The organism is Brenneria uluponensis, from assembly GCF_032395385.1.
GTDB classification, from domain to species: domain Bacteria; phylum Pseudomonadota; class Gammaproteobacteria; order Enterobacterales; family Enterobacteriaceae; genus Prodigiosinella; species Prodigiosinella aquatilis.
The window spans coordinates 4,609,802-4,635,334 of sequence record NZ_CP135917.1; the positions used below are offsets into that span (position 1 = coordinate 4,609,802).

Genomic DNA, 25,533 nt, shown 5'->3' on the forward strand with positions numbered 1-25,533 from the left:
TCCATCACTTAGCGTGTCGTCAGTCGGTTATGGAGAGCTATTTATGTTTAGTCTAGATGCCATACTGCAAGACGTCGCACCTCATCGCCACACGCCACCTTGGCAACGCTCGGTTTTACGCACACTGTTATTCGAAAATGAAATGCAAGAGTTTGCCCAACGTTATCCACATCTGAAAGGATTGGATCTGGTTGAGCAGATACTGGATCACTTACATCTTGATTGCGAGATGATCGATGGTGATCTGGAAAACATCCCCAGTCAGGGCCCGGTGGTAATGGTCGCCAACCATCCAATCGGATCACTCGACGGTCTGGCGCTACTGCGTACCGTCGCCAGTGTCCGGCCGGATGTGCGTATTGTTGCCAGCCAACTATTATCTTACGTAGAACCACTGAAACAGTTATTTTTCTCGGTGGATAACTTTAGCAACCGCACTAAACGCCATCAAATTGCCGCAATTCAGGAGCACCTGAGCAACGACGGTGCCGTCATTTTGTTCCCGGCTGGCGAAGTTTCCCGTATCAGTCTGAAAGGGATCCGTGACGGTCACTGGCACAGCGGCTTTATTCGCATGGCCGCCAAAGCACGGGCGCCAATAGTGCCGGTTCATATTAGCGGTCGCAACAGTGGCCTGTTCTATCTCTCCTCGCTGATATATCGACCACTGTCCACGCTGCTGTTAGTGCGGGAAATGTTTCTCCAGCAGGGTAATAAACTGCGGATTAAGATTGGTGCCCGTATTCCTTACGCCATCTGGAGTCAGGGCGACTTTCAACCTAACGATCTGGCCGCCCGTTTTCGACGTCATGTTTACCGTCTGGGGCAGGGAAAGCCAGGTTGTTTTTCTGGTGAGAAGCCCATCGCGCTGGCAGAAGATCGCATATTACTCAAGCGAGCGCTGGCGAATTGCGAAACATTAGGTACCACACCGGATGGCAAAACGGTTTATCTGTACCGGCGTGGTAATGAAGATTATGTCCCACTCCTGAGAGAACTGGGCCGACTGCGCGAAATCGCCTTTCGGGCCGTGGGTGAAGGCTCCGGTAAACGACGAGATCTGGATAGTTTTGACGATGACTATCTGCACCTGATTTTGTGGGATGAAAGTGATCTGGAAATTGTTGGCGCTTATCGTTTTACACCGACGGCACAGTTAGTTGCCGAAAAAGGCGAGAGCGGTCTCTATAGCCATAGTTTGTTCCATTATGGCGAAGAGATGAATCCAGTACTTGCTAGTGGTATAGAGCTCGGTCGCAGCTTCATCCAACCTCAATACTGGGGCAAACGCGGCCTGGAGTACCTATGGCTGGGTATTGGCGCTTATTTGGCCCGTTATCCACAGTATCGTTACCTATTTGGCCCGGTTTCGCTGTCTAGCGCACTACCGCCGCCCGCACGGGATTTGCTAATCGCCTTTTACCGGCTACATTTTGCACCTGACCAATTGCTAGCCCGGTCACGGCGACCCTATCCAGCATCATTACCCGATGTGCTGAAACAGTTTGAAGGTATTGATTATCAAAAGGATCTGGCCCGTCTGAAAAACATTCTCGGTAATATGGGTTTTTCTATCCCCACGCTCTATAAGCAGTATTCCGAATTGTGTGAACCCGGCGGCGTTCGATTTATCGATTTTGGTGTTGATCCCGACTTCAACAACTGCATTGATGGGCTGGTGCTGGTGGATCTTCAGAAACTCAAAGAGTCTCGCTATCAACGTTATATCGCGCCATTTTGTACGCCATAATCCATACCTGATAATCATTCCAGCCCTGCAATAACGCAGGGCGCTTCTTTGATCGTTCACGAAAAACCACCTCGCCATACAACTGGCAATTTGTGTCATCAATACGTATAACTGTCCCCCAGCGTTTTATCCTTAAATCAACGACTCACTACCCGACAACATTATGAATAACGTATTAAACAAGATTATTGCTGGCGAATTACAGGCACGTACCGAACAGGTCAGCGCGGCCATTCAGTTGCTGGATGAAGGCAACACGGTTCCGTTTATCGCCCGCTACCGTAAAGAAGTTACCGGTGGGCTGGACGATACTCAACTACGTCAGTTGGAAACTCGTCTCGTCTATCTGCGCGAGCTGGAAGAACGCCGGCAGACCATCCTGAAGTCGATTGATGAACAAGGCAAATTAACCGAACCACTGGCGGCTGCCATCAATACGACGCTTAGCAAAACGGAACTGGAAGATCTCTATCTCCCATATAAACCCAAACGCCGCACCCGGGGGCAGATTGCCCTTGAAGCCGGACTGGAACCACTGGCTGACAGCCTGTGGAATGACCCGAGCCAGACACCGGAACAGATCGCCGAAACCTACATCAATGTCGACAACGGTGTGGCGGATGTCAAAGCCGCGCTGGACGGCGCACGCTACATTCTGATGGAGCGCTTTGCCGAAGATGCGGCCTTGCTGGCCAAAGTGCGTAACTACCTATGGAAAAACGCGCATCTGGTTTCCGGTGTGGTGGCAGGCAAAGAGGAAGCCGGTGCCAAATTCCGCGACTATTTCTCACACCACGAACCGATTGCCCAGGTTCCTTCTCACCGAGCGCTGGCCATGTTCCGTGGTCGTAATGAAGGCGTGTTGCAATTATCACTGAATGCCGATCCGCAATTTGATGAACCGCCCCGTGAAAGCCATTGCGAACAGATAATCATCGACCACCTGGGCTTGCGTCTCAATAACGCCCCGGCAGATGATTGGCGGCGTGCGGTAGTGAACTGGACCTGGCGTATTAAAGTGCTACTGCATCTGGAAACTGAATTGATGAGCAGCGTGCGTGAAAAAGCGGAAGATGAAGCCATTAACGTTTTCGCCCGTAATATGCACGATTTGCTGATGGCGGCACCAGCTGGGATGCGAGCCACTATGGGACTGGATCCCGGTCTGCGTACTGGTGTAAAAGTGGCGGTGGTGGATGCCACTGGCAAATTGGTCGCCACCGACACCATTTATCCGCACACCGGTCAGACTGCCAAAGCCGCATCCTCCGTCGCCGCATTGTGCATCAAGCATCAGGTTGAGTTGGTAGCGATTGGTAACGGCACCGCCTCGCGTGAAACCGAGCGTTTCTTTCTGGATACCCAAAAACAGTTCCCAGATATCAAGGCACAGAAAGTGATCGTCAGTGAAGCTGGTGCGTCAGTGTATTCGGCTTCTGAACTGGCGGCGCTGGAATTCCCCGATTTGGATGTTTCCTTGCGTGGGGCGGTATCTATCGCCCGTCGCCTGCAAGACCCGCTCTCCGAACTGGTCAAAATCGATCCGAAATCCATCGGTGTCGGCCAGTATCAACATGATGTCAGCCAAAGCCTGCTAGCGAAAAAACTGGATGCCGTGGTAGAGGACTGCGTAAATGCCGTCGGCGTCGATCTGAATACCGCGTCAGTACCACTGCTGACCCGTGTAGCCGGTCTCACCCGCATGATGGCACAAAATGTGGTGGCTTGGCGTGATGAAAATGGACGCTTCCGCAACCGTGATCAACTGTTAAAGGTCAGCCGTTTGGGCCCGAAAGCCTTTGAACAGTGTGCAGGGTTCCTGCGCATCAACCACGGCGACAACCCACTGGATGCCTCTACCGTTCATCCGGAAGCCTATCCGCTGGTAGAGCGTATTCTGGCGGCAACCGAGCAGAAATTGCAGGATATCATGGGCAATGCCAATGCGTTGCGCAGCCTTAAACCGACGAATTTCATTGACGAACGTTTCGGTCTGCCAACCGTCACCGATATTCTGAAAGAACTGGAAAAACCAGGGCGCGACCCACGGCCAGAGTTCAAGACTGCCAGCTTCGCCGAAGGTGTGGAAACGATGAATGATCTGATGCCGGGTATGATTCTGGAGGGCGCAGTCACCAACGTGACCAATTTCGGCGCTTTCGTAGATATTGGGGTGCATCAGGACGGTTTGGTACATATTTCGTCGCTAGCCGACCGTTATGTAGACGACCCGCACAAAGTCGTGAAGGCCGGTGACATCGTGAAAGTAAAAGTGCTGGAAGTGGATCTGCAACGTAAACGCATCGCGCTCACCATGCGCCTGGATGAGCAGCCGGGAGAAGCCACCAGCCGTCGGAGCAGTGAGGCTCGGGACAATACACCACCGCGGCAGCCTGGCGGTAAAAACCGGCCCCGCAGTGGGAACAACGCACCGGCAGGTAACAGCGTCATGGGTGACGCGCTGGCCGCCGCATTTAAAAAACGCTGATAATCAAACGGGAATGGCGCCGCCATTCCCGCTGTTTCAATTGCGAGCCAGATATAGCCACATCCAGAGGATCAGTGAAAACCGCACCCACCAGCGTCTAGCGTAACGAATGGGTAAACGACAATAACTGCTCAATAAAGATGTCTGGGTGCGAAATAAATGGCGCATGGGCAGCTTTAGGTATCACAACTGATGTCGATTGCGGTAACTGTGCATCCAGCAAACCCGCTACTTTCCGCGGCACTAATCCATCCAATCCGCCATAAACACGCAAAAAAGGCCGTCGCAGCGCTGCCAGCGGCTGACGTAAATCTACATGGCGTAGCATCTCCAGTCCGCCAATCAGCACCTCAGCACTAGGGGCTGGTTGTCCGGTTACCACTGATTTCAACAACCGGGCATCTTGTTTCGCGCTATCCGTACCTAGCGTTTGCAACGCCAGAAAACGTTCTACCGTGCGCTGGAAATCGTCACTGAGCTGCTGCTGAAAACCCGCCAACACTTCCGGTTTGATACCCGGCCAGTCCGTCCCGGCACTGAAGCAAGGAGATGATGCCAACGTAATCAACGCGCTAACCCGCTCCGGTGCCATCAAAGCGATTTGACTGGCGACCAATCCTCCCAGTGACCACCCCAACCACACTGCTCGCTGCGGTGCCTGCGCCAAGACATGCACGGCCATCTCCGCTAACGGCATCGGGCCATATCCTTGACTTTGTCCATATCCCGGCAGATCCACCTGATGCAAGCGAAAATGCGGCGACAATCGCGTTACTATGCCATTCCATACCTGGGCATTCAGTCCCCATCCGTGCAGCAGCACAAGTTCGCAATCTCCCGAACCTTCCGTATTCCAATACAATGTCTCCATGCGTTATTGTCCACTCCGAAAATGTTGTGCGATGTTATCTTCATCAAGGAAGACGTTATGTTCACTTTCATGGCGCGATGCTGGTTGTGTCAGCAACCGATCTATCATAGCCATCATGGTATTTGCAGTCACTGCCTGCGTCACCTGCCAACACCACCGACCTGTTGCCCACGCTGCGGTCTGCCGGCCAGTTCTTCATCCCTTGCTTGTGGTCGTTGTCTGCAAAAACCTCCCCCATGGCATGCCCTGCTGTTCGTCAGCGACTATCAGCCACCCGTGAATACGCTGCTCAAACAGTTCAAGTTCCAGCGACGTATCGAGCTGGCGCCTGCGCTGGCCAGGCTGATCCTGCTACAGTGGCAGAAGCGTTACCGGCACGACTTTCTGAGTATGCCAGACACTTTTTTCAGGCCAGACATGTTGTTTACCGTACCGCTACACAAGCAACGCCACTGGTGGCGAGGATTTAATCAGACAGAACTGCTCGCGACGACGTTAGCCCACTGGCTAGGCTGTGATTATGCCCCCCATGCCTTGACGCGCACCCGCAAGACGCGACCACAGCAAGAGCTGGATGCCACCACCCGGCGCAGGAATTTACGCAATGCGTTTGACTGTAACGTATCACTGGTGGGGAAACGGGTTGTGTTGCTGGATGATGTGGTTACGACCGGCAGTACCGTCGCCGAAATCAGCCGAGTCTTGCTGGCTCAAGGTGCGTCCTGCGTGCAGATTTGGTGTTTATGCCGCACCTTGTAGTTCCGGGCAGGATGGGCGTATTATAACCCACTAGCATAGTCAACTATTGAGTTAATATTATGATCCATATTACTGACGCAGCTCAGGAGCATTTTGTCAAACTGTTGGCAAAACAAGAAGAAGGCTCGCAGATTCGTGTCTTCGTTATCAATCCCGGCACACCCAATGCGGAATGCGGTGTGTCCTACTGCCCACCCGATGCCGTTGAAGCTAGTGATACCGAGCTGAAATTTGAAAAACTGTCCGCCTATGTGGATGAACTCAGCGCACCTTATCTGGAAGATGCCGAGATCGATTTTGTTACCGACCAACTGGGTTCCCAGCTGACGCTAAAGGCACCTAACGCCAAAATGCGTAAAGTGGACGATGATGCCCCGCTGATGGAGCGTGTAGAATACGTGCTGCAATCTCAGATTAACCCGCAATTGGCCGGTCATGGTGGTCGCGTTACACTAATGGAAATTACCGATGACAATTTGGCCATCCTGCAATTCGGCGGCGGCTGTAACGGTTGTTCCATGGTGGATTACACGCTGAAAGAAGGTATTGAGAAAGAGTTACTACAGAAATTCCCAGAGCTGAAAGGCGTCCGGGATCTCACTGAACACCAGCGCGGCGAACACTCCTACTACTGATTTTTCTGTATAAATGTCCCCGCTCAGCAATCTGTCCTTTAACCTGGGACAGATTGCTGTTGGTAGTATCGGGATTATTATCCTGGCGAAAAAGGTATCTTTCTAAACTACAACATATTGATTAACATTATTTTTTAGTTTATCGGCCGTAGTGGCAATGCAATATTCGCAGGATTAACGCTAGCCAATTACCGATTCACTGGCTTTCTGATTTCTTTTTACGTTTATTCGCTGGTCGGGGCATAGATTCACCGCGACGCAGATCAATATCGCGGATCAAACGTTCCAGATAGCGATCATCAAACACAGAATCCAGCGTCCTGCTCAGCTTACGCCGCCAGTTCGGATATTCCCCTCGCCCGGTTCCCGGTACGTTCACCGGGGTTGCCATATCCAGCCAGTCTTCAATTTGCAGACCCAATAACGCACTATTGCTGTCAGCCAGATAACGCTGTACACCACGATTAAGCTGAGCGCTCATGGTTGTTAGCGAGGCATTGCGTCCTACTCGTTGCGGCAACAATCCATGTGCGTGCAAGGCATCCAATAGCCCTTGTTTCGCTTTTTCACGCGCCTTTATCTGTTCCTGCAAGATCTCGGGGCTCGGGTACAAACCGAGATCTTTGCCCAGTGTCAAATCCACACCCTGCCAGTAACCACGCAGTGTCGCCAGATCGTGAGTAGTAATGGTGGCCATCGCCCGGCGGGGATAGTCCTCCGGCGCACGAAAACGATTCTGCTTATCTTTTTCAAAAAACAGCACTTTATAGGAGTAGATCTTGCTGTCATGCAGCTTGCCAACAATCTCGTCTGGAACCGTACCCAGATCCTCACCAATCACCAGACAGCGTTGCCGCTGACTCTCCAGTGCCAATACGGCCAGCAAATCATCAACCGGATAAAAGACATAAGCGCCATTCACAGCCGGTTCTGAATGCGGAATCCACCATAAACGCAGCAGCGCCATGACGTGATCGATACGCAATGCGCCACTATGGGCCATGTTGCTGCGAATCACATCAATAAAGGGTTGATAACCATATCGCTGTAACTGCTGTGGACTCATCGGCGTAAGTTGCCAATTCTGACCCATCGGGCCCAGCGCATCCGGTGGTGCGCCGATACTGGCCTCCAGACAGTAAGTTTGCCGGTCATGCCAAGTATCGACTCCGCCCCGCGCGACACCGACAGCCAGGTCTCGATACAGACCGATAGGCATCCCCAGTTGCTTGCTATGAGCAAAACATTCCGCCAGTTGTTCATGCGCCAACCACTGTAGCCAACTATAAAAGGCAATATCGTCAGCATGCTTTAGCCGAAACGCGCTAACCGCCGCCCCTTGTACATCCCGATAACCTTCAGGCCAGTGCAACCAGTCAATAAAGTTTTCACCCTGATGATTCAGATAAGCTTGCAGTACATCATAGGTCGCTTGCTGCTCCAGGCTTTTACCACCATCTTTCACAAACTGCTGGAATGCAATAATGTGCGGATCCAGCTGGCTACGATGATTAAAATGCTGAAATGACAGACGCAGTGCGGTGAGTTTCAATGTGGTCACAACATCATAATCGACCCAGCGGTTGGCACGAGCAGCAGACAGCGTGCGTTGTGTTTCTTCTTCCTGCCACCACTGTTGAGCACTCACGCTCTGATGGAAATCATCAACCTGATTCACATCGATATAGACGATATTCAGCCAGTTACGGGATGAAGGGCTATAAGGACTGGCCGCCTCTGGATCTGCCGGATAGAGTGAATGCAGAGGATTAAGTCCCACAAAGGCCCCGCCCCGCCTGGCGATCTGTTCTACCAAAACTTTCAGATCGCCAAAATCACCAATACCCCAGTTATTCTGAGAACGCAGGGTGTAAAGCTGGATGGTTACCCCCCACCAGCGTTTCCCCTGCTCCAGGGGTTCGGGCTCATAACAACATAACGGAGCGATAATCAAGCGGCATGACCATTGCTGATTATTCTGCATCAATGTCAGTTGGTGATATCCCAGAGGAAGATTGTCAGGCAGTACCAACTTTGTACCACCAGTGATCTGACCTTCGATCATGCCGCCTTTTTCATAACTGAACGCCCAATGGTATTCGCCTTGACCTGCCAGCGGCACCACTGTCTGCTCCCCCTGCCGAAACACTTTCACTGGCGGCACCGGTGCCTGCTTATCGTTACTATCACCCAGTATTTGCAGTAGTTTTTCTTTAATCTCTCTGGCTATCACCTGTTCATTGCCGTAAGCATCGGTATAAGTCTCCGCAATTCCCACTTGCTGGGATACGGCCTTTTTCGCCTTCAGTACCATTTTATTTATTCCTTAACAACGCATTTGCCAAATGCGTTTCTGGTAATCATGAATCGCCCGATCAGCACTGAATATCCCCATTCTGGCGGTATTCAGTACACAACGATGCGTCCATTCATCCGGTTCACGATAGAGCGTATCCACACGCTGCTGTATTTGACAGTAAGGAGCGAAATCAGCCAGGACAAGGTAGGGATCGCCATTCTCCAGCAAGCTATTCAGCAAAGGCGCAAAGGCGTCTTTATTGCCCTGGCTGAAAGCACCACTGGCAAGCTCATCTAGTATGTCTTTTAACAATGCATTATCGGCGATGTAACGTGACGGTTCATACCCCTGATTTACCAATGCTTTAACCTGATCAACGGTATGGCCGAAAATAAATAGATTTTCTTCTCCTATCTGCTGCGACATTTCCACATTGGCCCCATCAAGAGTACCAACCGTCAGTGCTCCATTGAGCGCCAACTTCATATTCCCAGTACCTGAGGCTTCTTTGCCTGCCGTCGAAATCTGTTCAGATACATCAGCGGCAGGAATAATACGTTCTGCCATCGATACTCGATAATCTGGTAGAAATACGACTTTCAGACGGTCATTACACCGGGTGTCACGATTGATTTTATCTGCCACACAATTGATGGCATAGATGATATTTTTCGCCAATACATAGCCCGGTGCCGCCTTGGCGCCGAACAGAAAAAGGCGCGGCACGATATCCAGTTGTGGATTATCTCTTAATTGTCGGTACAGACCGAGAATGTGCAATAAATTCAAATGCTGACGTTTATATTCATGTAAACGTTTAATCTGCACATCGAACAGCGCATTCGGATCAATAATCAGCCCCTGTTCCCGGGTCAGAAACGTCGCCAGTCGCAACTTGTTATCCTGTTTTATCTGCCGGTAACGCTGACGAAACCCTGCATCATCCGCAAAGGGAACCAAGCCCTCCAGTGCTGGCAAATGATTCACCCATTCGGCGCCCAGCGTTTCATCAATCAGCGCCGACAACGACGGGTTACACTGTTTAAGCCAGCGGCGCGGCGTGATCCCGTTAGTCACATTATGGAATTTCCCCGGCCAGAGCTGATGGTATTCGGGAAAGAGGTCTTTTATCACCAGTTCGGAGTGCAGTTCCGCCACGCCATTAACCGCAAAACAAGCCACAACACACAGATTAGCCATGCGGATCTGACGGTGATGCAGCACCGCCAAGCGCGCCCAGACGTTTCGATCTCCCGGCCACCGCTGATCAACCAGGATCTTAAAGCGCACGTTGATTTCCCTGATGATAGCGAAATGACGTGGCAGCAGCCGACGAAACAGCCTTTCGTCCCAGTGCTCCAGCGCTTCCGGCATCAACGTGTGGTTAGTATAAGCGAACAAACGACAGGTAATCTGCCAGGCGTCATCCCAGCACATCTGGTGGTCATCCATCAACAGACGCATGGTTTCCGGGATCGCCAGTGTCGGATGGGTATCGTTTAGTTGCACGACTTCATAGTCAGGCAGCGACGTCAATTCCAGACCGGCTTGCACATGTCGGCGCAGGATATCCGCCATTGCACAAGCACACTGAAAATATTGCTGCATAAGACGCAAACGTTTACCTGCCTGATGATTGTCATTCGGGTATAACACCTTGGTCAGACTGGCGGCTGCGATCCCTTTTTGCTCGGCTTTCAAATAATGACCAGCATTGAACAAGGAGAGATCAAACGGATCCGGATCAGTCGCCTGCCATAGCCGCAACGGCTGTACGATACCATTACGATACCCAATAACCGGAATATCCCAGGCTTCTCCTGTTAGCCTCAGCGCTGGCAACCAACATTCACTGCCATCGGGCTGCCGTTCCACATGGCCGCCGAAACCGACTGCCGTGGACAGTTCCGGACGCGGGTGTGCCCACGGATAATCGTTTCGCTGCCAGTCATCCGGTGTTTCACACTGAAATCCATCTTCAAAGTGCTGGCGAAACAGGCCATATTGATAATTCAAGCCATAACCGATGGCGGGTTGCCCAACCGTCGCCATCGCATCCAGATAACAGGACGCCAAACGCCCCAACCCGCCATTACCCAACGCCGGATCGATTTCTTGTTCCAGAACATCGCTTAATACCAATTGATGCTCTGTCAGTGCATTAGCGACATCGTCATACCAGCCAAGGCTTAACAGATTATTCCCGGTCAGACGCCCAGGCAAAAACTCCATTGACAGATAATTGACATGACGCAGCACCGGTTTATCGATAGAGGATACCGTCTTGCCAGAAGCTGATGGCAGCGGTTTAGGAGAAAACGTCAACGCCATCAGTTGCTCTGAAAGTGCAGCACTTATCACCCGCCAGCACAGACGAGGAGATAACTCGCCAAGGGCTGAAACACCGTAAGCCTGCTGCTGGCGCAACAGGGTGGACGCGAACTGTAACGGATTAAATGAAGACGAAGACATCGCGCCTCTCTCCTCTGTCTGTGTGATGGGAAAAGGCACGTCGGGATTAGCACAACTCCAACTGTACCTTATGCTGCTCGATAATTTTCAGCACACTGGATGGCGGTAATTGATCGGTAAAAAGGTAGTCGATCAAGTCCATATTACCCAAATTGACCATAGCATTTCGGCCAAACTTAGAGTGGTCGGTCACCAGCATCACACAACGGGAGTTTTCGATAATCGCCCGTTTGGTGCGGACTTCGTGGTAATCAAACTCTAGCAATGACCCATCCATGTCAATGCCGCTAATTCCCAAAATGCCGAAATCCAGCCGAAACTGGGAAATAAAATCCAGCGTGGCTTCCCCCATAATTCCGCCATCACGACTACGGACTTCCCCGCCAGCCAGGATAAGACGAAAATCCTCTTTGGCCGTCAGCAACGTTGCCACATTCAAGTTGTTGGTAACCACACGCAAGTCATTATGATTCATGAGCGCATGGGCAACCGCTTCCGGCGTGGTACCGATATCAATAAAAAGTGTGGCGCCATCAGGAATCTGACTGGCAACCTTCCTGGCGATACGGTTTTTTTCATCCGACCACATCATTTTACGATCATGATAAGCGGTATTTACTGAACTGGAAGGCAACGCCGCGCCACCGTGATGGCGATGAATTTTATTCTGTTCAGCCAAATCATTAAGATCACGGCGAATAGTTTGCGGACTGACAGCGAAATGTTCCACCAACTCTTCGGTACTGACGTACCCTTGCCGACGCACCAGTTCAATAATCTCATCATGCCGTTGTGTTTGCTTCACATTCATCCCTCTCAAACATTTGGTTTTACCGCTGCCTGTTACGTGTATCCCAAAAAGCCATCAGTAGCCCGATGACCAGACCCGCTACGTGTGCCCCATTGGCAATGGACATGCCTAAGATATTGAAATACCCGGCAACCAACCACAATAGCGCAAATACCATCAAACCACGCTGCAAATGCAAGTGGCCATGTGGTTCCCGCTCGCCCCTCAGCCAGACATATCCCATCAGGGCATAAACCACTCCAGACAAACCGCCAAAGTAAATACCGCTGAACCATGATTGTACCCAGCCGCTGGCGACCGACGACAGTAACAGGATGACAAACAATTTACGGGTACCCAGCGTTTTCTCTACTGGGCCGCCCAGATACCACCACCACAACAGATTAAACAGAATGTGCAGCGGTGAGAAATGCAACAGAATATGGCTAAACCAACGCCAAAGCTGGAATCCTTGACCAGGGCCAGGGAAAGCCAACAGAGGCATAATGCGGTTCACACCATAGATCTGCATCAACAGATAAACGGCGATGGTCGCCACCATCACTGACAATGTAAGCAAACCGGCGCCTTGACACACAATTTGCAGATAAGAAAATGACTGATAACGAAGTCCTGATTTGGTAGAGCCAGTTTCCCAACTGGCCGCCTGATAACGCTGGTGGTGAGGTTCACGTAAAAATTGTTCCAATTCCTGTTGTACCCGCACCAGTTGCTTTTCATCAGGCAATAACAACTCGGCCTCGTTCCCGTTCATATGCATCACAAGTTTGACTTTCTGCGTATGCATATAATCAACAAACGCCTGAGCCAAACGCGGATTCGATAACGCAATAATTCGGATCATAGCTGCTGCAACATCCTCGTTTATCGACCTCAATAAAACTGACATTAAAACACGTATACCCACTAAATTTCAGATGCAGGAAAGCAGCAACCGAATGAATCCCCAGGAGCTTACGCAAGTCTGGAACCGGGTGGCAAGCCTGCCGGGAATATATTTGGACGTGGCTTGTCGTGGCCCTAAAAGTGCGAGATTCAGGGATGGACCGGGCAACTGAGGGCAGGCGACGCACCAACAACGTGAAAGATGGCGGGTATATCACTATCAATTCAGCATAATGGTCAACTATACCTATTACACTTTACCCTGTATGCGTGATGTTCGTCACATCTCTCCATCCTTCCATTTTATTTCCCATAACAACCTGTTCACGCATTGACATATTTTGTGCTGATTTTTGTTTACTTCCGTTTAGTCCGGCAACCTATGATCACAGTCACTTTTTAGCCAATAGCGCTCACTTAATCTCAATAGGGAGGCGTGAATATTATGTTTCTTGAAGAACGGCGAAATAAGATTCTAGAATATCTGGATAAATATGATCGTGCCAGTGTGAAATATCTAGCACACCTTTTTGACGTTACTAAAGAAACCATACGCAGTGATTTAAATGTGTTAGCTAGCCGGAATTTAATTCAACGTTGCCATGGCGGCGCTATGGTTATACGACGGCACTTGCAATCAGAACTAATTACTGAAACCGGGAAAGATTTTGAAGTTTTATTAAAAAGCATAAAAAACCCGGAAAGAAATATTGCCATAAAAAATAAAGGAAATACGATGAATGGTAAAGTTTGTATTCTTGGTTCTTTTAATGTGGATATCATTGCCAGAGTCGAACGATTCCCAAAAGGAGGGGAATCGCTATTGGCTCAGGGAAGCGCATTAGGACCGGGAGGTAAAGGCGCTAATCAAGCGATGGCCGCCAGTCGTGCTGGTGCAAAAGTGCATTTCGTCTCAAAAGTAGGAAAAGATCAATTCAGTCATTTTGCTTATGAACATCTTTCCAAATCGGAAATACATTCCTTTAAACTTTATCAGTCTGATACCGAGCCCACAGGAAACGCCATTATTTATGTTTCCCAACAGAATGGCGAAAATATGATTGCCATCTATCCCGGCGCAAATAAAACCATTACCGACGAAGAAATTGCAGAGATCATGCCTGAACTTGAAAACTCAGACGTATTGCTGCTGCAACTGGAAAATAATTTTTCATCCCTATTAAGTGTCATGAAATTAGCCAAAGCGCTAAATACAAAAATCATTCTCAATCCAGCACCTTATTCAAGTGATGTACTTTCCTGTCTGGATTACGTTGATGTCATCACGCCTAATGAAACAGAAGCGTCGTTACTCTCCAACATTGAAGTCAACGATTTAAGCAGTGCCAAAGCGGCCGCACAGAAAATCCATGCTCTCGGAGCTCCCCGCGTCATCATTACCATGGGTTCACAGGGAGCATTAATTTTCGACGGACAGCAATTTCAGCATATTCCAGCCTTCCCTGCTGTCAGTATTGATACCACTGGTGCCGGAGATGCCTTTAACGGTGCCTTTGCCGCCGCGTTGGCTGCTGGTCAAAGCGTTGTACAAGCCGCCACTTACGCCAACGCTTTTGCTTCATTATCCGTTGAACGAGAAGGCGCATCCAACATGCCAACTCATCGACAGGTCGCTGCCCGCCTTTCCCAGCACTGAGTATATGTTGTCCTTAAATTTCCCATTCTGAATTTGTTAGCCGTAAGGAGTAAAAATGAACGTTATCGAAGGTATTGTCCCCGTCATGCTGACCCCCTTTAACACGGGCAACGGCATTGATTATCCCGGTTTGGAAAGACTTATCGAGTGGTATCTGGAAAAGGACGTCGATGCCTTGTTTGCCGTATGCCAATCCAGTGAAATGCTGTTTCTGAGCTTGCAAGAACGAGTAGATCTGGCACGTTTTGTGGTTGAAAAAGTCGCGGGGCGCTGCCCGGTTATCGCCTCTGGTCACATCAGCGATGACATCAACGACCAGATAAACGAACTGACCGCCATGGCAGAAACCGGCATTGACGCACTAGTGCTGGTGACTAACCATCTTGACCCCATGCATCAGGGCAGTGATACCTTTTTCAGCACATTGCACACTCTACTGGAAGTGCTACCAGCAACGCTGCCGCTTGGTCTGTATGAATGCCCAGCACCTTATCGTCGCTTGCTGACCGACGAAGAACTCGTCCATTGTGCGCAAACGGGTCGCTTTGTGGTGTTGAAGGATGTCAGTTGCGATCTGCCAACCGTGGAGCGCCGGGTAAAACTGACAGCTGACACCCCACTGAATATTATTAACGCCAACGCCGCCATTGCTTTTCCTGCCATGCAGGCCGGGTCGAAAGGATTTAGCGGCGTATTTACCAATTTCCATCCCGAGCTCTATAAGTGGCTTTATTCCCATCGTCAGGATTCATCGCCATTCACCCAAGAGTTAGCAACATTCTTATCCCTCGCCGCGGTGACAGAGACATTGGGTTATCCCAAGAATGCCAAAATTTATCACCAGCGTTTAGGTACATTTCATCATGAATTCTGCCGTTCGAATAAAGATGACGTGCTGGAAAAATATTGGGCACTGAGCGTTATCCTCGACCAGATACATCAAGGTACAGCGCATTATCAGGAAAAGATTCGCCAGGGAATGAACCATTGAATCCTTAATATATGGCGCATCTTTTATTCGCAGAATAATAACTGAAACTCACAGAATCCTTTTTATGGATGGCTGACCATCATGAATAACGCGACCTCTACTACCCTTGAAAATAGTACCATAGTAAAAAAGTCCCCAGTGACACGCTTACGCTGGGGAATTATATTTATTCTTCTCATGTCCGCCGTGATTAATTATCTCGATAGAGCCAATTTAAGTATTGCAAATACCACTATTGCTAAAGAATTTGGTTTCAGTGCAACACAAATGGGCATGCTGCTATCTGCATTTCTGTGGCCATATGCCATCGCTAATCTTCCTGCCGGCTGGCTGGTAGATAAATTCGGGCCCAGAAAAATGTTTTCCTGGGCTGCAGGGTTATGGTCCGCTGTTACTATCATGGCCGGGTTTATTAATGGTTATTCCATGTTTTATGGATTACGCATGTTACTAGGAATATCCGAATCACCTTTTTTTACATCCGGTATAAAAATTACCCATCGCTGGTTTTCAGATCAGGAACGCGGGCTACCCACCGCGATTATTAATACCGGTTCACAGATCGCCAATGCTGTCGCCCCCCCGATATTAACCATATTGCTATTAACCCTAGGATGGCGCGGCATGTTTATCGCCATCGGCTTGACGGGAATTCCCTTGTTGTTGTCCTGGTTGAAGTTTTACCGTGAACCTACCCCGGCAGAAGAGGAAGAGATTCATACTCCATCCAACACCTTTATTCAGGCAACAGAGGAACCACAGGACAATAAACGCAGTTGGAGTAACTTGTTCAGGCACAAAACCACTTGGTTTATGATTCTGGGCAACTTCTCAATCATGTTTACCATTTGGGTCTATCTAACCTGGTTGCCCAGCTACCTGGAAAAATCGCTGGGTTTCAGCCTGAAACAGACTGGCTGGATTGCGTCAATCCCCTTCTTTGCTGGCATCGTCGGCGTCTTGTGTGGTGGTGTAATCTCGGATCGCTTGATACGACACGGCATAAGTGCCATTACTTCTCGCAAAATCCCCATCGTGCTGGGAGCGGCCCTGGCTGCCTGTTTTGTCGCACCAATCCCGTTTGTGCACAACAACACGTTCACCATTTTACTGCTCTCTCTAGGGTATTTTTGCTCTCAACTGCCCTCTGGCGTAATTTGGACACTGGCAACCGATATCGCGCCCAAACACCAGGTGGCATCGTTAGGAGCGATTCAGAATTTTGGTGGTTTCCTGGGGGCGGCCAGTGCGCCGATCATCACCGGTATCATTCTTGATACCACCGGTATGTTTACCGACGTCTTTTTCCTCGGCGCGGGACTACTCATGCTGGGGGCATTAAGCTACGGTTTGTTTGTCAGAAAACCGATTCAGGAATAAGTACGTGACGGACGGGTATGGCGTGGCTGACACGCCATACCCGAGTGATTATCAGGCTCCCACCACGTCCTGTGGAAAGCGGCGCTGCCAGGCATCAAACCCACCGTCAATGCTATACACAGATTCAAACCCCAGGCTCAGCAGATACTGCGCGGTGTTACGACTGCTGATACCGTGATAGCACATCACCATGACGGGTTGCTCAATATCGGCCTGACGAACAAAATCGGCCAACGTTTCATTGGTCAGGTGAGTCGCACCGGGCACATGGGCAACACCAAAACTTTGCGCATCACGGATATCCAACAAGGCTTCTCCTTGCTGCCAACGCTGATAGGCTCGTTCTATATCGATCGCTTCAAATTGTTCCATCACCCAACCTCATTGTTACCAGACTGTGACCATTCTAACTCACCTACCGTGGCAGGAAACCCAGTTGAATGCGGGGTTATACCAAAATGACGTCAACTTTCTGGTCACGCAGTTGCTGCACGATGTTCGGATTCGCCTGTTTGCCCGTGATAACCACGTCAATCTGGTCGGCACGACTGAACAGCATACCCGCTCGTTCGCCGACCTTGCTGCTGTCCACCACCACTACCAATTTGCCGACGAAATTCAGCATCTTTTGCTCAGCCATTGCCGTCAGCATATCGGTTTTATACAACCCTTCGGCTGTCAGCCCTTTACCACTGGTAAACATCCAGTGTCCGGCATAAAGGCTGGCGTCTCCGTCCTGCGGGGCAAGGGTGATGGACTGACTTTTATTGTACTGCCCGCCCATGATCACCACACTGTCGTGTTCCTGGTCAATCAGGTAATTTGCCAGGGGCAGATAATTCGTGATGACCTGAATATCCTTGCCACAAATCTCCTGCCCCAGCAGAAAAGCGGTGGAACCACAGTTAATCACCACGCTTTGCCCTGGGCGGCAAAGTTCGGCCGCCGCTCTGGCGATACGCATTTTTTCATCTACATTCTGCGCCTGATAAATATTCAGTGGCGTCCATGTCGGGCGCGGCAGGCTTACGGCTTCCGCACCATTACGTACCTTGCGCAATTTACCTAATTCGTTGAGCTTGTTGATATCCCGTCTCGCCGTGGCCGGAGAAATAGCGAACTGTTCAATAATATCGGCAACGGTGAACTGCCCTTGCCGCTGCAGAAAATCAATAATGGCATTATGACGCTGTGATTCAGTCATGCTGGCTCCGCCCAAATTATGCTTATCTGCCAATTATAATGAGCACTTGCGATAATTTGAATCATAACTTGTCAAAACATACGCATTGGGTTGTCGTAGAATGAAAAAGCCGTCTTATGGATTAATGCCCACCCGTTAAAAAACCGGGATACCGGGGCGATCACCACGTTCGGCTTTTCCGCCGGGAACCCAACGTGATGATTCCCCTAAAACAGGCCTAAGTGGACAGCCTCAAGCCTTATGTCTACACCCATTACAGGAATGACGTGAAGGGAAGATCCGGCTCTATAGTAAAACAATCATCAAACCCTCGTGGGTAGTGATACTCCAGCTTGTCCTTGTCCAGTGGCCAGGTAAATTTACCGCCAACCTGCCAGATGAAAGGTTTGAAACCGTATTGCAGACGATCTTTTTTCATCTCCCACAGCACGCGAATCTCCCGTGGATCGGCCTGAAAATTCGACCAGATATCATGGTGAAACGGTATCACGACTTGGGTATGTAACGCTTCGGCCATCCGCAGAATATCGGCGCTAGTCATCTTGTCCGTAATGCCACGGGGGTTTTCACCATAGGAACCCAGCGCAACATCGACCTGATACTCATTACCATGTTTGGCGTAGTAGTTGGAGTAATGTGAATCGCCACTGTGATACAGATTTCCGCCGGGGGTTTTGAAGAGGTAGTTGATGGCGCGCTTGTTCATGCCATCCGGCAATACACCCTGTGCTTTCTGCTCGGCGGGCAACGTGATCAGTGCCGTCCGGTCGAAAGCATCTAGCGCATGTATTTCAATATCTTTGATTTTTATCACGTCCAAAGGTTTCATCACAATACAGCGATCCCGTGGAACACCCCATTCGACCCACAGATTGACGCAGGTTTCCGGCCCGATAAACGGCACGCTGCTGTCACAGTTTTTCATCACCGCTGCCGCTACGTTCACATCAATATGGTCATTGTGATCATGGGTAGAAACCACCGCATCAATCTGCCGGATAGCGAAGGGATCGAGCACGAAAGGCGTGGTGCGCAAGTTCGGCTGAAGCTTCTTCACGCCAGCCATGCGCTGCATCTGATGGCCATTTTTCATCAATGGGTTACCGTGACTCTGCTTACCGGTACCACACCATAAATCCACACAGATATGGGTATCCCCTTCAGATTTAAGCCAGATGCCGGTACACCCCAGCCACCACATAGCAAAGGTGCCTGGTGCAACTTGTTCCTGTTCAATTTCCTCGTTCAGCCAGGTTCCCCATTCAGGAAACGTATTCAAAATCCATGAATCACGGGTGATGCTTTCAATCTTACTCATAGTCTGAACCTCATCGTTACTCGTCTTGATGTGTTTGCACAGTGATTATAAATCACAATAAATCATTAAAAGATTACTTATGACTGGATAATTAAAATCTATCACTGTTTAATCATGCTGACAATTCACAGACCACACACAAAAAATGCAATATCTGCTCTTTCAAATTTGTGATCCAAGCAACAAATAAAGTTTAAATATATGATATTAATCAAAATAAAAATAAGGCAACACAATAAACAAGAATCAATTTTATCTTGAATAATAATTTGCGATGTTTCTCACAAATAATCACAAATAGCCTTTTTGTGATTATTTGTGATTGCTACAGTACATCTGTCCCAACAAAAAAATGCCTGACCGCGCCAGAGTGAAGCAGGTGTGCCCAATGAATTTCAAGATGACGGGTATATGACGCGTAACAGGATTACCAAAAGCCGAACGGAGTGCTTATGGAAACCCTCTACAATATCTTTACTGTTTTTTTTAATCAGGTCATGACCAATGCCCCGCTGCTGTTGGGGATCGTCACACTTATTGGTTATCTGCTGTTGCGCAAAAGCGCCACGGTTATCATTAAAGGCACCATCAAAACCATTATCGGTTTTATGTTGCTACAGGCAGGTTCTGGCATTCTGACCAGCACCTTTAAACCTGTCGTCGCGAAAATGTCGACTGTTTTTGGTATCAATGGTGCGATTTCAGACACATATGCCGCCATGATGGCAACGGTTGAACGCATGGGGAATGCCTACAGTTGGGTCGGCTATGCCGTATTGCTGGCACTGGCGCTGAATATTCTCTATGTCTTGATGCGTCGGGTAACCGGAATCCGCACCATCATGTTGACCGGGCACATCATGTTCCAGCAAGCAGGCTTGCTGGCCGTATTCTTCTATATTCTAGGCTACCCAATGTGGACCACTATTCTCTGCACGGCAGTGCTGGTGTCGCTCTATTGGGGTATCACCTCCAACATGATGTATAAACCCACGCAGGAAGTGACAGATGGCTGTGGATTCTCCATTGGCCACCAGCAACAGTTCGCCTCTTGGCTCGCTTACAAACTGGCCCCTTACCTGGGTAACAAAGAAGAAAGTGTTGAAGACCTGAAATTACCAGGTTGGCTGAATATTTTTCACGATAACATCGTCTCGACCGCGCTTGTGATGACGGTATTTTTTGGCGCCATTCTACTTTCTTTCGGTTTAGACACCCTGCAAAAGATGGCAGGCAAAACCCACTGGACCATCTATATCCTGCAAACCGGCTTCCAGTTTGCCGTAGCGATTTTCATCATCGTACAGGGTGTACGCATGTTCGTGGCCGAGTTGTCCGAAGCATTCAATGGTATCTCCCAACGCTTGATTCCAGGCGCGGTGCTGGCCATTGACTGCGCTGCCATCTACAGCTTTGCCCCCAACGCTGTGGTGTGGGGTTTTATGTGGGGAACCGTCGGCCAGTTAATTGCCGTCGCCACGCTGATTGGCATTGGTTCTCCCATCCTGATCATCCCCGGCTTCATTCCCATGTTCTTCTCCAATGCCACCATCGGTGTATTTGCCAACCATTTTGGCGGTTGGCGCGCTGCGCTGAAGATCTGCCTGGTGATGGGAATGATTGAAATCTTCGGCTGTGTCTGGGCCGTCAAACTTACTTCTCTCAGTGCCTGGATGGGTATGGCCGACTGGTCGATTCTGGCCCCACCGCTTATGCAGGGCTTAACACTCGGCCTATGGTTTATGTCCGTCGTGATTGTCATCGCACTGATCTATATGTTCTTCGCCAGCCGCTCACTGCGTGCTGAAGAAGACGCTGAAAAGAAACTCGCTGAATCAACAGCGAACTAATTCTGGAGACATCATCATGACAGTTCGAATTCTGGCGGTATGTGGCTGTGGTCAAGGCAGCTCCATGATTATGAAAATGAAAGTCGGACAGTTTCTGACCCAGCAAGGCGTCAACCACACGATGAACAGTTGCGCCGTGGGGGAATACAAAGCTGAACTAAGCGGCGCAGATATCATCATCGCCTCTACACAGATGGCGGACGACATTACGGTCAGTGGGAACAAATATGTGGTCGGTGTACGCAACATGCTTTCCGCTACAGAATTTGGCCCCAAGCTGATGGACGTGATAAGCGCCCATTTTCCTGCCGATCTCAAACAGCAGGAGACGCCATGAAATTACGAGACTCACTGGCTGAGAACCGCTCAATACGTCTGCAAGTAGACGCGGCAACCTGGCAGGAAGCCGTGAAGGTCGGCGTAGATCTGCTGGTGGATGCCAATGTGGTGGAACCGCGCTATTACCAGGCCATTCTGGATGGCGTGAAGCGTTTCGGCCCCTATTTCGTTATTGCTCCCGGTCTGGCCATGCCACATGGCCGCCCGGAAGAGGGAGTAAAAAAAACCGGTTTTGCTCTGGTAACGCTGAAAACACCGCTGATTTTCAATCATGAAGACAATGACCCGGTCGACATCCTGATTACGCTGGCGGCAGTTGATGCCAACACCCATCAAGAAGTGGGCATTATGCAAATCGTCAATCTATTTGAAGATGAAGCCAATTTTGACCGCCTGCGTGCCTGCCGCACCGAGCAGGACGTGCTGGATTTAATTGATCAAACCGCTGCGGCGGCAACCTGTTAAGGATAAAACCATGTCTCAGTTACCGATGTTACAGGTGGCGCTGGATAACCAGACGCTGGCTCACGCTTACCAGACTACTCGGCTGATTGCCGAAGAAGTGGATATTATCGAAGTCGGCACCATCCTGTGTGTTGGCGAGGGCGTCCGTGCCGTACGGGATCTGAAAGCACTTTACCCGCACAAGATTGTGCTGGCAGACGCCAAAATCGCCGATGCCGGCAAAATACTCGCCCGGATGTGTTTTGAATCCAATGCGGATTGGGTCACGGTGATCTGCTGTGCAGACATCAATACAGCAACCGGCGCACTGGAAGTGGCCCGCGAATTCAAAGGAGATGTACAGATTGAACTGACCGGTTTCTGGACTTGGGAACAGGCACACGCCTGGCGTTCAGCCGGTATCCAGCAAGTGGTTTATCACCGTAGCCGAGACGCGCAAGCGGCGGGTATCGCCTGGAGCGATACCGACATCACAGCCATCCGGCGGCTGGCGGATATGGGCTTCAAAGTGACTGTTACCGGTGGGCTGGCGCTGGCAGACTTACCATTATTCCGCGGTATCCCGATTCATGTATTTATTGCTGGCCGCAGTATCCGCGATGCCGCCGATCCCGTGCAGGCTGCGCGCGAATTCAAACGCAGTATTGCCCAGCTCTGGGGTTAAGGGAAAACCATGCTCACGAGAACCGTACCGCTCGGAATCTACGAAAAGGCATTGCCACCCGGTGAAGACTGGTTGGCCCGGTTACAGTTGGCCGGCGAACTGGGCTTCGATTTTGTTGAAATGTCGGTGGATGAAAGTGATAGTCGATTGGCACGACTTGACTGGAATCGTGAGCAGCGCCTGCAACTGGTCAACGCTGTCGCAGCGACTGGCATACGGGTGCCGTCCATGTGCCTGAGCGCACACCGCCGTTTTCCTTTGGGGTCCGAAGATAACGCCACTCGTCATCAGGGACTGGAGATTATGAGCAAGGCTATTGCGCTTGCACAGGATGTGGGTATCCGCGTCATTCAACTGGCAGGATATGATGTGTATTACCATCAAGCCAACAACATCACCCGTGAACGTTTCCGCGACGGACTGCAACAGGCAGTGGAAATGGCCAGCCGGGCTCAGGTTACTCTGGCCATGGAAATTATGGACTATCCGCTGATGAACTCCATCAGTAAGGCTTTGGGATACGCCAACTATCTGAACAATCCGTGGTTTCAGCTCTATCCGGATATCGGCAATCTGTCTGCCTGGGATAACGATGTGCAAATGGAGTTGCAGGCGGGTAAAGGTCATATTGTTGCGGTACATGTCAAAGACACCCGTCCCGGTATATTTAAAAATGTCCCATTCGGTAGTGGTGTGGTGGATTTCGAACGTTGCTTCAGAACGCTAAGGGAATCCGGTTACTGTGGCCCTTACCTGATTGAAATGTGGAGCGAAACAGCCTCGGATCCCATCAAAGAGATAAAAGCGGCCCGTGATTGGGTAAGACAACAGATGAGCCAGGCTGGCCTGTTAGTCGAGGAGACCGCCTGATGGAGAAACATGTTAGCTTCAAGCATGGTCCCTAGGCATAAGACCGCTGACCTCCCCCTGCCTCAGATAACTCGCCGCTATCACACACATTGAGTGACTGCGGCTTTTCATATCGTAACCCGCTGAAATATCCCTGAGATTTATAAAGGAATAGCTAACAAATTGTTATTCCCATCACGCTTAAATGTTTTTATCTGGTTAACACTTGGCTATCATGTTTGTTTTCGATTACTATCATGAGCGAAAACGAACATTTATTATTACGGCGGAGGAAACAACGTGGAAACCAAAGATCTGATCGTGATCGGCGGAGGAATAAATGGTGCAGGCATTGCAGCAGACGCCGCCGGACGCGGGCTGTCTGTTCTACTGCTGGAAGCACAAGATCTAGCCAGCGCTACCTCATCCGCCAGTTCCAAACTGATTCATGGTGGCTTGCGCTATCTGGAACATTACGAGTTCCGTCTGGTGGGAGAAGCCCTCTCTGAACGTGAAGTGTTACTGAAAATGGCACCACACATCATCTTTCCGATGCGTTTTCGCCTGCCTCATCAACCACATCTGCGTCCGGCCTGGATGATTCGTGCCGGCTTGTTTATGTATGACCATTTAGGTAAACGTGTCAGTTTGCCTTCCAGTAATGGCCTGCGTTTTGGCCCGGAGTCAGTTCTGAAACCCGAACTGACACGCGGTTTCGAATATTCAGATTGCTGGGTGGATGATGCCCGACTGGTCGTGCTGAACGCTCAGGAAACAGTACGTCACGGTGGCGAAGTCCGTAATCACATGAAAGTCACTCGCGCCCGCCGTGAGCAAGGGCTATGGATAGTCGAGGCCATCGATACACTTAATGGCGAAACTCATCACTGGCAAACAAAAGGGCTGGTTAACGCCACCGGCCCCTGGGTCAGACAATTCTTTGACGAAGGGCTGGAGTTGCCTTCCCCGTATGGTATCCGTCTGATTAAAGGCAGCCATATTGTCGTGCCCCGGGTTCATGATGGGGAACAGGCTTACATTCTGCAAAATAAAGATCACCGTATCGTTTTCGTGATCCCGTGGCAGGATGAATTCTCAATTATTGGTACTACCGATGTGGAATACCACGGTGATCCCCGGCAGGTCCATATTGATGACCATGAAATCAACTATTTGTTGGATGTTTATAATGATCACTTCAAGAAACCGCTGACACGTGAAGACATAGTATGGAGCTACTCCGGTGTGCGTCCTCTGTGTGACGATGAATCCGACTCACCGCAAGCCATAACCCGTGACTATACATTGTCCGTGTCGGACGAACATGGGCAGGCACCGCTGCTGTCGGTCTTCGGTGGCAAACTCACCACCTACCGCAAGCTGGCAGAACATGCGATGGACAAACTGGCAAAATATTATCCGCACGCCAGCAATGCCTGGACGAAAAATGCCATACTGCCGGGCGGTGATATCAACGGTAGCCGTGATGAATATGCGGCTAAACTGCGCCGTCGTCACAATCTGCCGGAAAGTCTGGCGCGCCGCTACAGCCGAACTTACGGCAGCAATAGCGAAAAAATTCTGGGCAATGCCAGTAGCCTTGGTGAATTAGGTGAACATTTCGGTCATAACCTGTATGAAGCCGAACTGCGCTATCTGGTGGATAATGAATGGGTTATTACGATGGAGGATGCGTTATGGCGGCGTACCAAACTGGGCATGTGGCTGGATGAATCCCAGCGACAACGCGTTAGTGCCTGGCTGGAGTCCTATCGAAGCCAGATCGCACAAGCTAGTTAACTAGCCCAACAATGACGGTCTGCCATCACACGATGGTGGACCGTTA

21 protein-coding genes are annotated in these 25,533 nt (G+C 50.1%); 13 read left to right on the plus strand and 8 right to left on the minus strand.

Annotation, left to right across the window (positions count from 1 at the left end; translation table 11 throughout):
- The first annotated feature begins 43 nt into the window (after nt 1-43).
- Nucleotides 44-1,750, plus strand: coding sequence for a bifunctional ornithine lipid synthase OlsF (olsF, locus tag RS889_RS21515; RefSeq protein WP_315708661.1), 1,707 nt, complete (start codon nt 44-46; stop codon nt 1,748-1,750).
- Nucleotides 1,751-1,913: 163 nt separating this feature from the next.
- Complete coding sequence (locus RS889_RS21520; protein ID WP_315708662.1) at nt 1,914-4,238, plus strand: Tex family protein; 2,325 nt, start codon at nt 1,914-1,916, stop codon at nt 4,236-4,238.
- A gap of 97 nt (nt 4,239-4,335) precedes the next feature.
- On the opposite strand, the gene bioH is transcribed toward RS889_RS21520, so the two are convergent.
- Nucleotides 4,336-5,109 carry a pimeloyl-ACP methyl ester esterase BioH gene (gene bioH, locus RS889_RS21525; RefSeq protein WP_315708663.1) on the minus strand — a complete coding sequence of 258 codons (774 nt, stop codon included), beginning with the start codon at nt 5,107-5,109 and terminating at the stop codon, nt 4,336-4,338.
- A gap of 57 nt (nt 5,110-5,166) precedes the next feature.
- On the opposite strand from bioH, the gene gntX reads away from it, so the two are divergent.
- Both gntX and nfuA read left to right on the plus strand, forming a co-directional pair.
- Entirely contained in the window at nt 5,167-5,868 is a 702-nt protein-coding gene (gntX, locus tag RS889_RS21530; RefSeq protein ID WP_315708664.1) for a DNA utilization protein GntX, read from the plus strand.
- Nucleotides 5,869-5,927: 59 nt separating this feature from the next.
- Nucleotides 5,928-6,503 carry a Fe-S biogenesis protein NfuA gene (nfuA, locus tag RS889_RS21535; RefSeq protein WP_021014118.1) on the plus strand — a complete coding sequence of 192 codons (576 nt, stop codon included), beginning with the start codon at nt 5,928-5,930 and terminating at the stop codon, nt 6,501-6,503.
- A 196-nt stretch (nt 6,504-6,699) separates the two neighbouring features.
- Here nfuA and malQ read toward each other — a convergent pair whose 3' ends face one another.
- From malQ to glpG, 4 genes are read right to left on the minus strand one after another with little or no spacing between them, the layout of a single operon-like run.
- Nucleotides 6,700-8,817, minus strand: a complete 2,118-nt coding sequence (gene malQ / locus RS889_RS21540; RefSeq protein WP_315708665.1) for a 4-alpha-glucanotransferase — start codon at nt 8,815-8,817, stop codon at nt 6,700-6,702.
- 12 nt (nt 8,818-8,829) lie between these two features.
- On the minus strand, nt 8,830-11,274 hold the full coding sequence (malP, locus tag RS889_RS21545) for a maltodextrin phosphorylase (RefSeq protein ID WP_315708666.1): 2,445 nt from the start codon (nt 11,272-11,274) through the stop codon (nt 8,830-8,832).
- 46 nt (nt 11,275-11,320) lie between these two features.
- Nucleotides 11,321-12,079, minus strand: a complete 759-nt coding sequence (locus RS889_RS21550) for a DeoR/GlpR family transcriptional regulator (protein WP_021014115.1) — start codon at nt 12,077-12,079, stop codon at nt 11,321-11,323.
- Nucleotides 12,080-12,104: 25 nt separating this feature from the next.
- The gene (glpG, locus tag RS889_RS21555) at nt 12,105-12,929 is read right to left on the minus strand and encodes a rhomboid family intramembrane serine protease GlpG (protein ID WP_315708667.1); all 825 of its coding nucleotides are present in this window, start codon (nt 12,927-12,929) and stop codon (nt 12,105-12,107) included.
- 486 nt (nt 12,930-13,415) lie between these two features.
- Here glpG and rbsK point away from each other — a divergent pair, with 486 nt between their 5' ends.
- From rbsK to RS889_RS21570, 3 genes are all read left to right on the plus strand, one after another.
- The gene (gene rbsK, locus RS889_RS21560) at nt 13,416-14,627 is read left to right on the plus strand and encodes a ribokinase (RefSeq protein ID WP_315708668.1); all 1,212 of its coding nucleotides are present in this window, start codon (nt 13,416-13,418) and stop codon (nt 14,625-14,627) included.
- 55 nt (nt 14,628-14,682) lie between these two features.
- Nucleotides 14,683-15,618 carry a dihydrodipicolinate synthase family protein gene (locus RS889_RS21565; protein ID WP_315708669.1) on the plus strand — a complete coding sequence of 312 codons (936 nt, stop codon included), beginning with the start codon at nt 14,683-14,685 and terminating at the stop codon, nt 15,616-15,618.
- An 81-nt stretch (nt 15,619-15,699) separates the two neighbouring features.
- Nucleotides 15,700-16,998: an MFS transporter gene (locus RS889_RS21570; protein WP_315708670.1), complete on the plus strand. Its 1,299-nt coding sequence runs from the start codon at nt 15,700-15,702 to the stop codon at nt 16,996-16,998.
- 51 nt (nt 16,999-17,049) lie between these two features.
- Here the strand turns inward: RS889_RS21570 and glpE are convergent, their stop codons facing one another.
- The 3 genes from glpE to ulaG all read right to left on the minus strand — a co-directional run bounded on the left by glpE (nt 17,050) and on the right by ulaG (nt 19,520).
- Nucleotides 17,050-17,370, minus strand: coding sequence for a thiosulfate sulfurtransferase GlpE (gene glpE / locus RS889_RS21575; RefSeq protein ID WP_021014112.1), 321 nt, complete (start codon nt 17,368-17,370; stop codon nt 17,050-17,052).
- Nucleotides 17,371-17,446: 76 nt separating this feature from the next.
- Nucleotides 17,447-18,202, minus strand: a complete 756-nt coding sequence (gene ulaR, locus RS889_RS21580; protein ID WP_021014111.1) for an HTH-type transcriptional regulator UlaR — start codon at nt 18,200-18,202, stop codon at nt 17,447-17,449.
- Nucleotides 18,203-18,455: 253 nt separating this feature from the next.
- Nucleotides 18,456-19,520 (minus strand): L-ascorbate 6-phosphate lactonase, encoded by a 1,065-nt coding sequence (gene ulaG, locus RS889_RS21585; RefSeq protein ID WP_021014110.1) that lies wholly within the window; start codon nt 19,518-19,520, stop codon nt 18,456-18,458.
- Between the two features lie 452 nt (nt 19,521-19,972).
- Between ulaG and RS889_RS21590 the strand changes: the two genes are divergently transcribed.
- The 6 genes from RS889_RS21590 to glpD all read left to right on the plus strand — a co-directional run bounded on the left by RS889_RS21590 (nt 19,973) and on the right by glpD (nt 25,487).
- Nucleotides 19,973-21,370: a PTS ascorbate-specific subunit IIBC gene (locus RS889_RS21590; protein WP_021014109.1), complete on the plus strand. Its 1,398-nt coding sequence runs from the start codon at nt 19,973-19,975 to the stop codon at nt 21,368-21,370.
- Nucleotides 21,371-21,386: 16 nt separating this feature from the next.
- Nucleotides 21,387-21,707, plus strand: coding sequence for a PTS ascorbate transporter subunit IIB (gene ulaB, locus RS889_RS21595; RefSeq protein ID WP_021014108.1), 321 nt, complete (start codon nt 21,387-21,389; stop codon nt 21,705-21,707).
- Nucleotides 21,704-22,174 carry a PTS ascorbate transporter subunit IIA gene (gene ulaC, locus RS889_RS21600; protein ID WP_021014107.1) on the plus strand — a complete coding sequence of 157 codons (471 nt, stop codon included), beginning with the start codon at nt 21,704-21,706 and terminating at the stop codon, nt 22,172-22,174. The genes ulaB and ulaC overlap by 4 nt, the downstream gene beginning before the upstream one ends.
- Nucleotides 22,175-22,184: 10 nt before the next feature.
- Nucleotides 22,185-22,838, plus strand: coding sequence for a 3-keto-L-gulonate-6-phosphate decarboxylase UlaD (locus RS889_RS21605; protein ID WP_315708671.1), 654 nt, complete (start codon nt 22,185-22,187; stop codon nt 22,836-22,838).
- A gap of 9 nt (nt 22,839-22,847) precedes the next feature.
- Nucleotides 22,848-23,708, plus strand: a complete 861-nt coding sequence (locus RS889_RS21610; protein ID WP_315708672.1) for an L-ribulose-5-phosphate 3-epimerase — start codon at nt 22,848-22,850, stop codon at nt 23,706-23,708.
- Nucleotides 23,709-23,987: 279 nt separating this feature from the next.
- The gene (gene glpD, locus RS889_RS21615; protein ID WP_021014104.1) at nt 23,988-25,487 is read left to right on the plus strand and encodes a glycerol-3-phosphate dehydrogenase; all 1,500 of its coding nucleotides are present in this window, start codon (nt 23,988-23,990) and stop codon (nt 25,485-25,487) included.
- Nucleotides 25,488-25,533 lie beyond the last annotated feature (46 nt).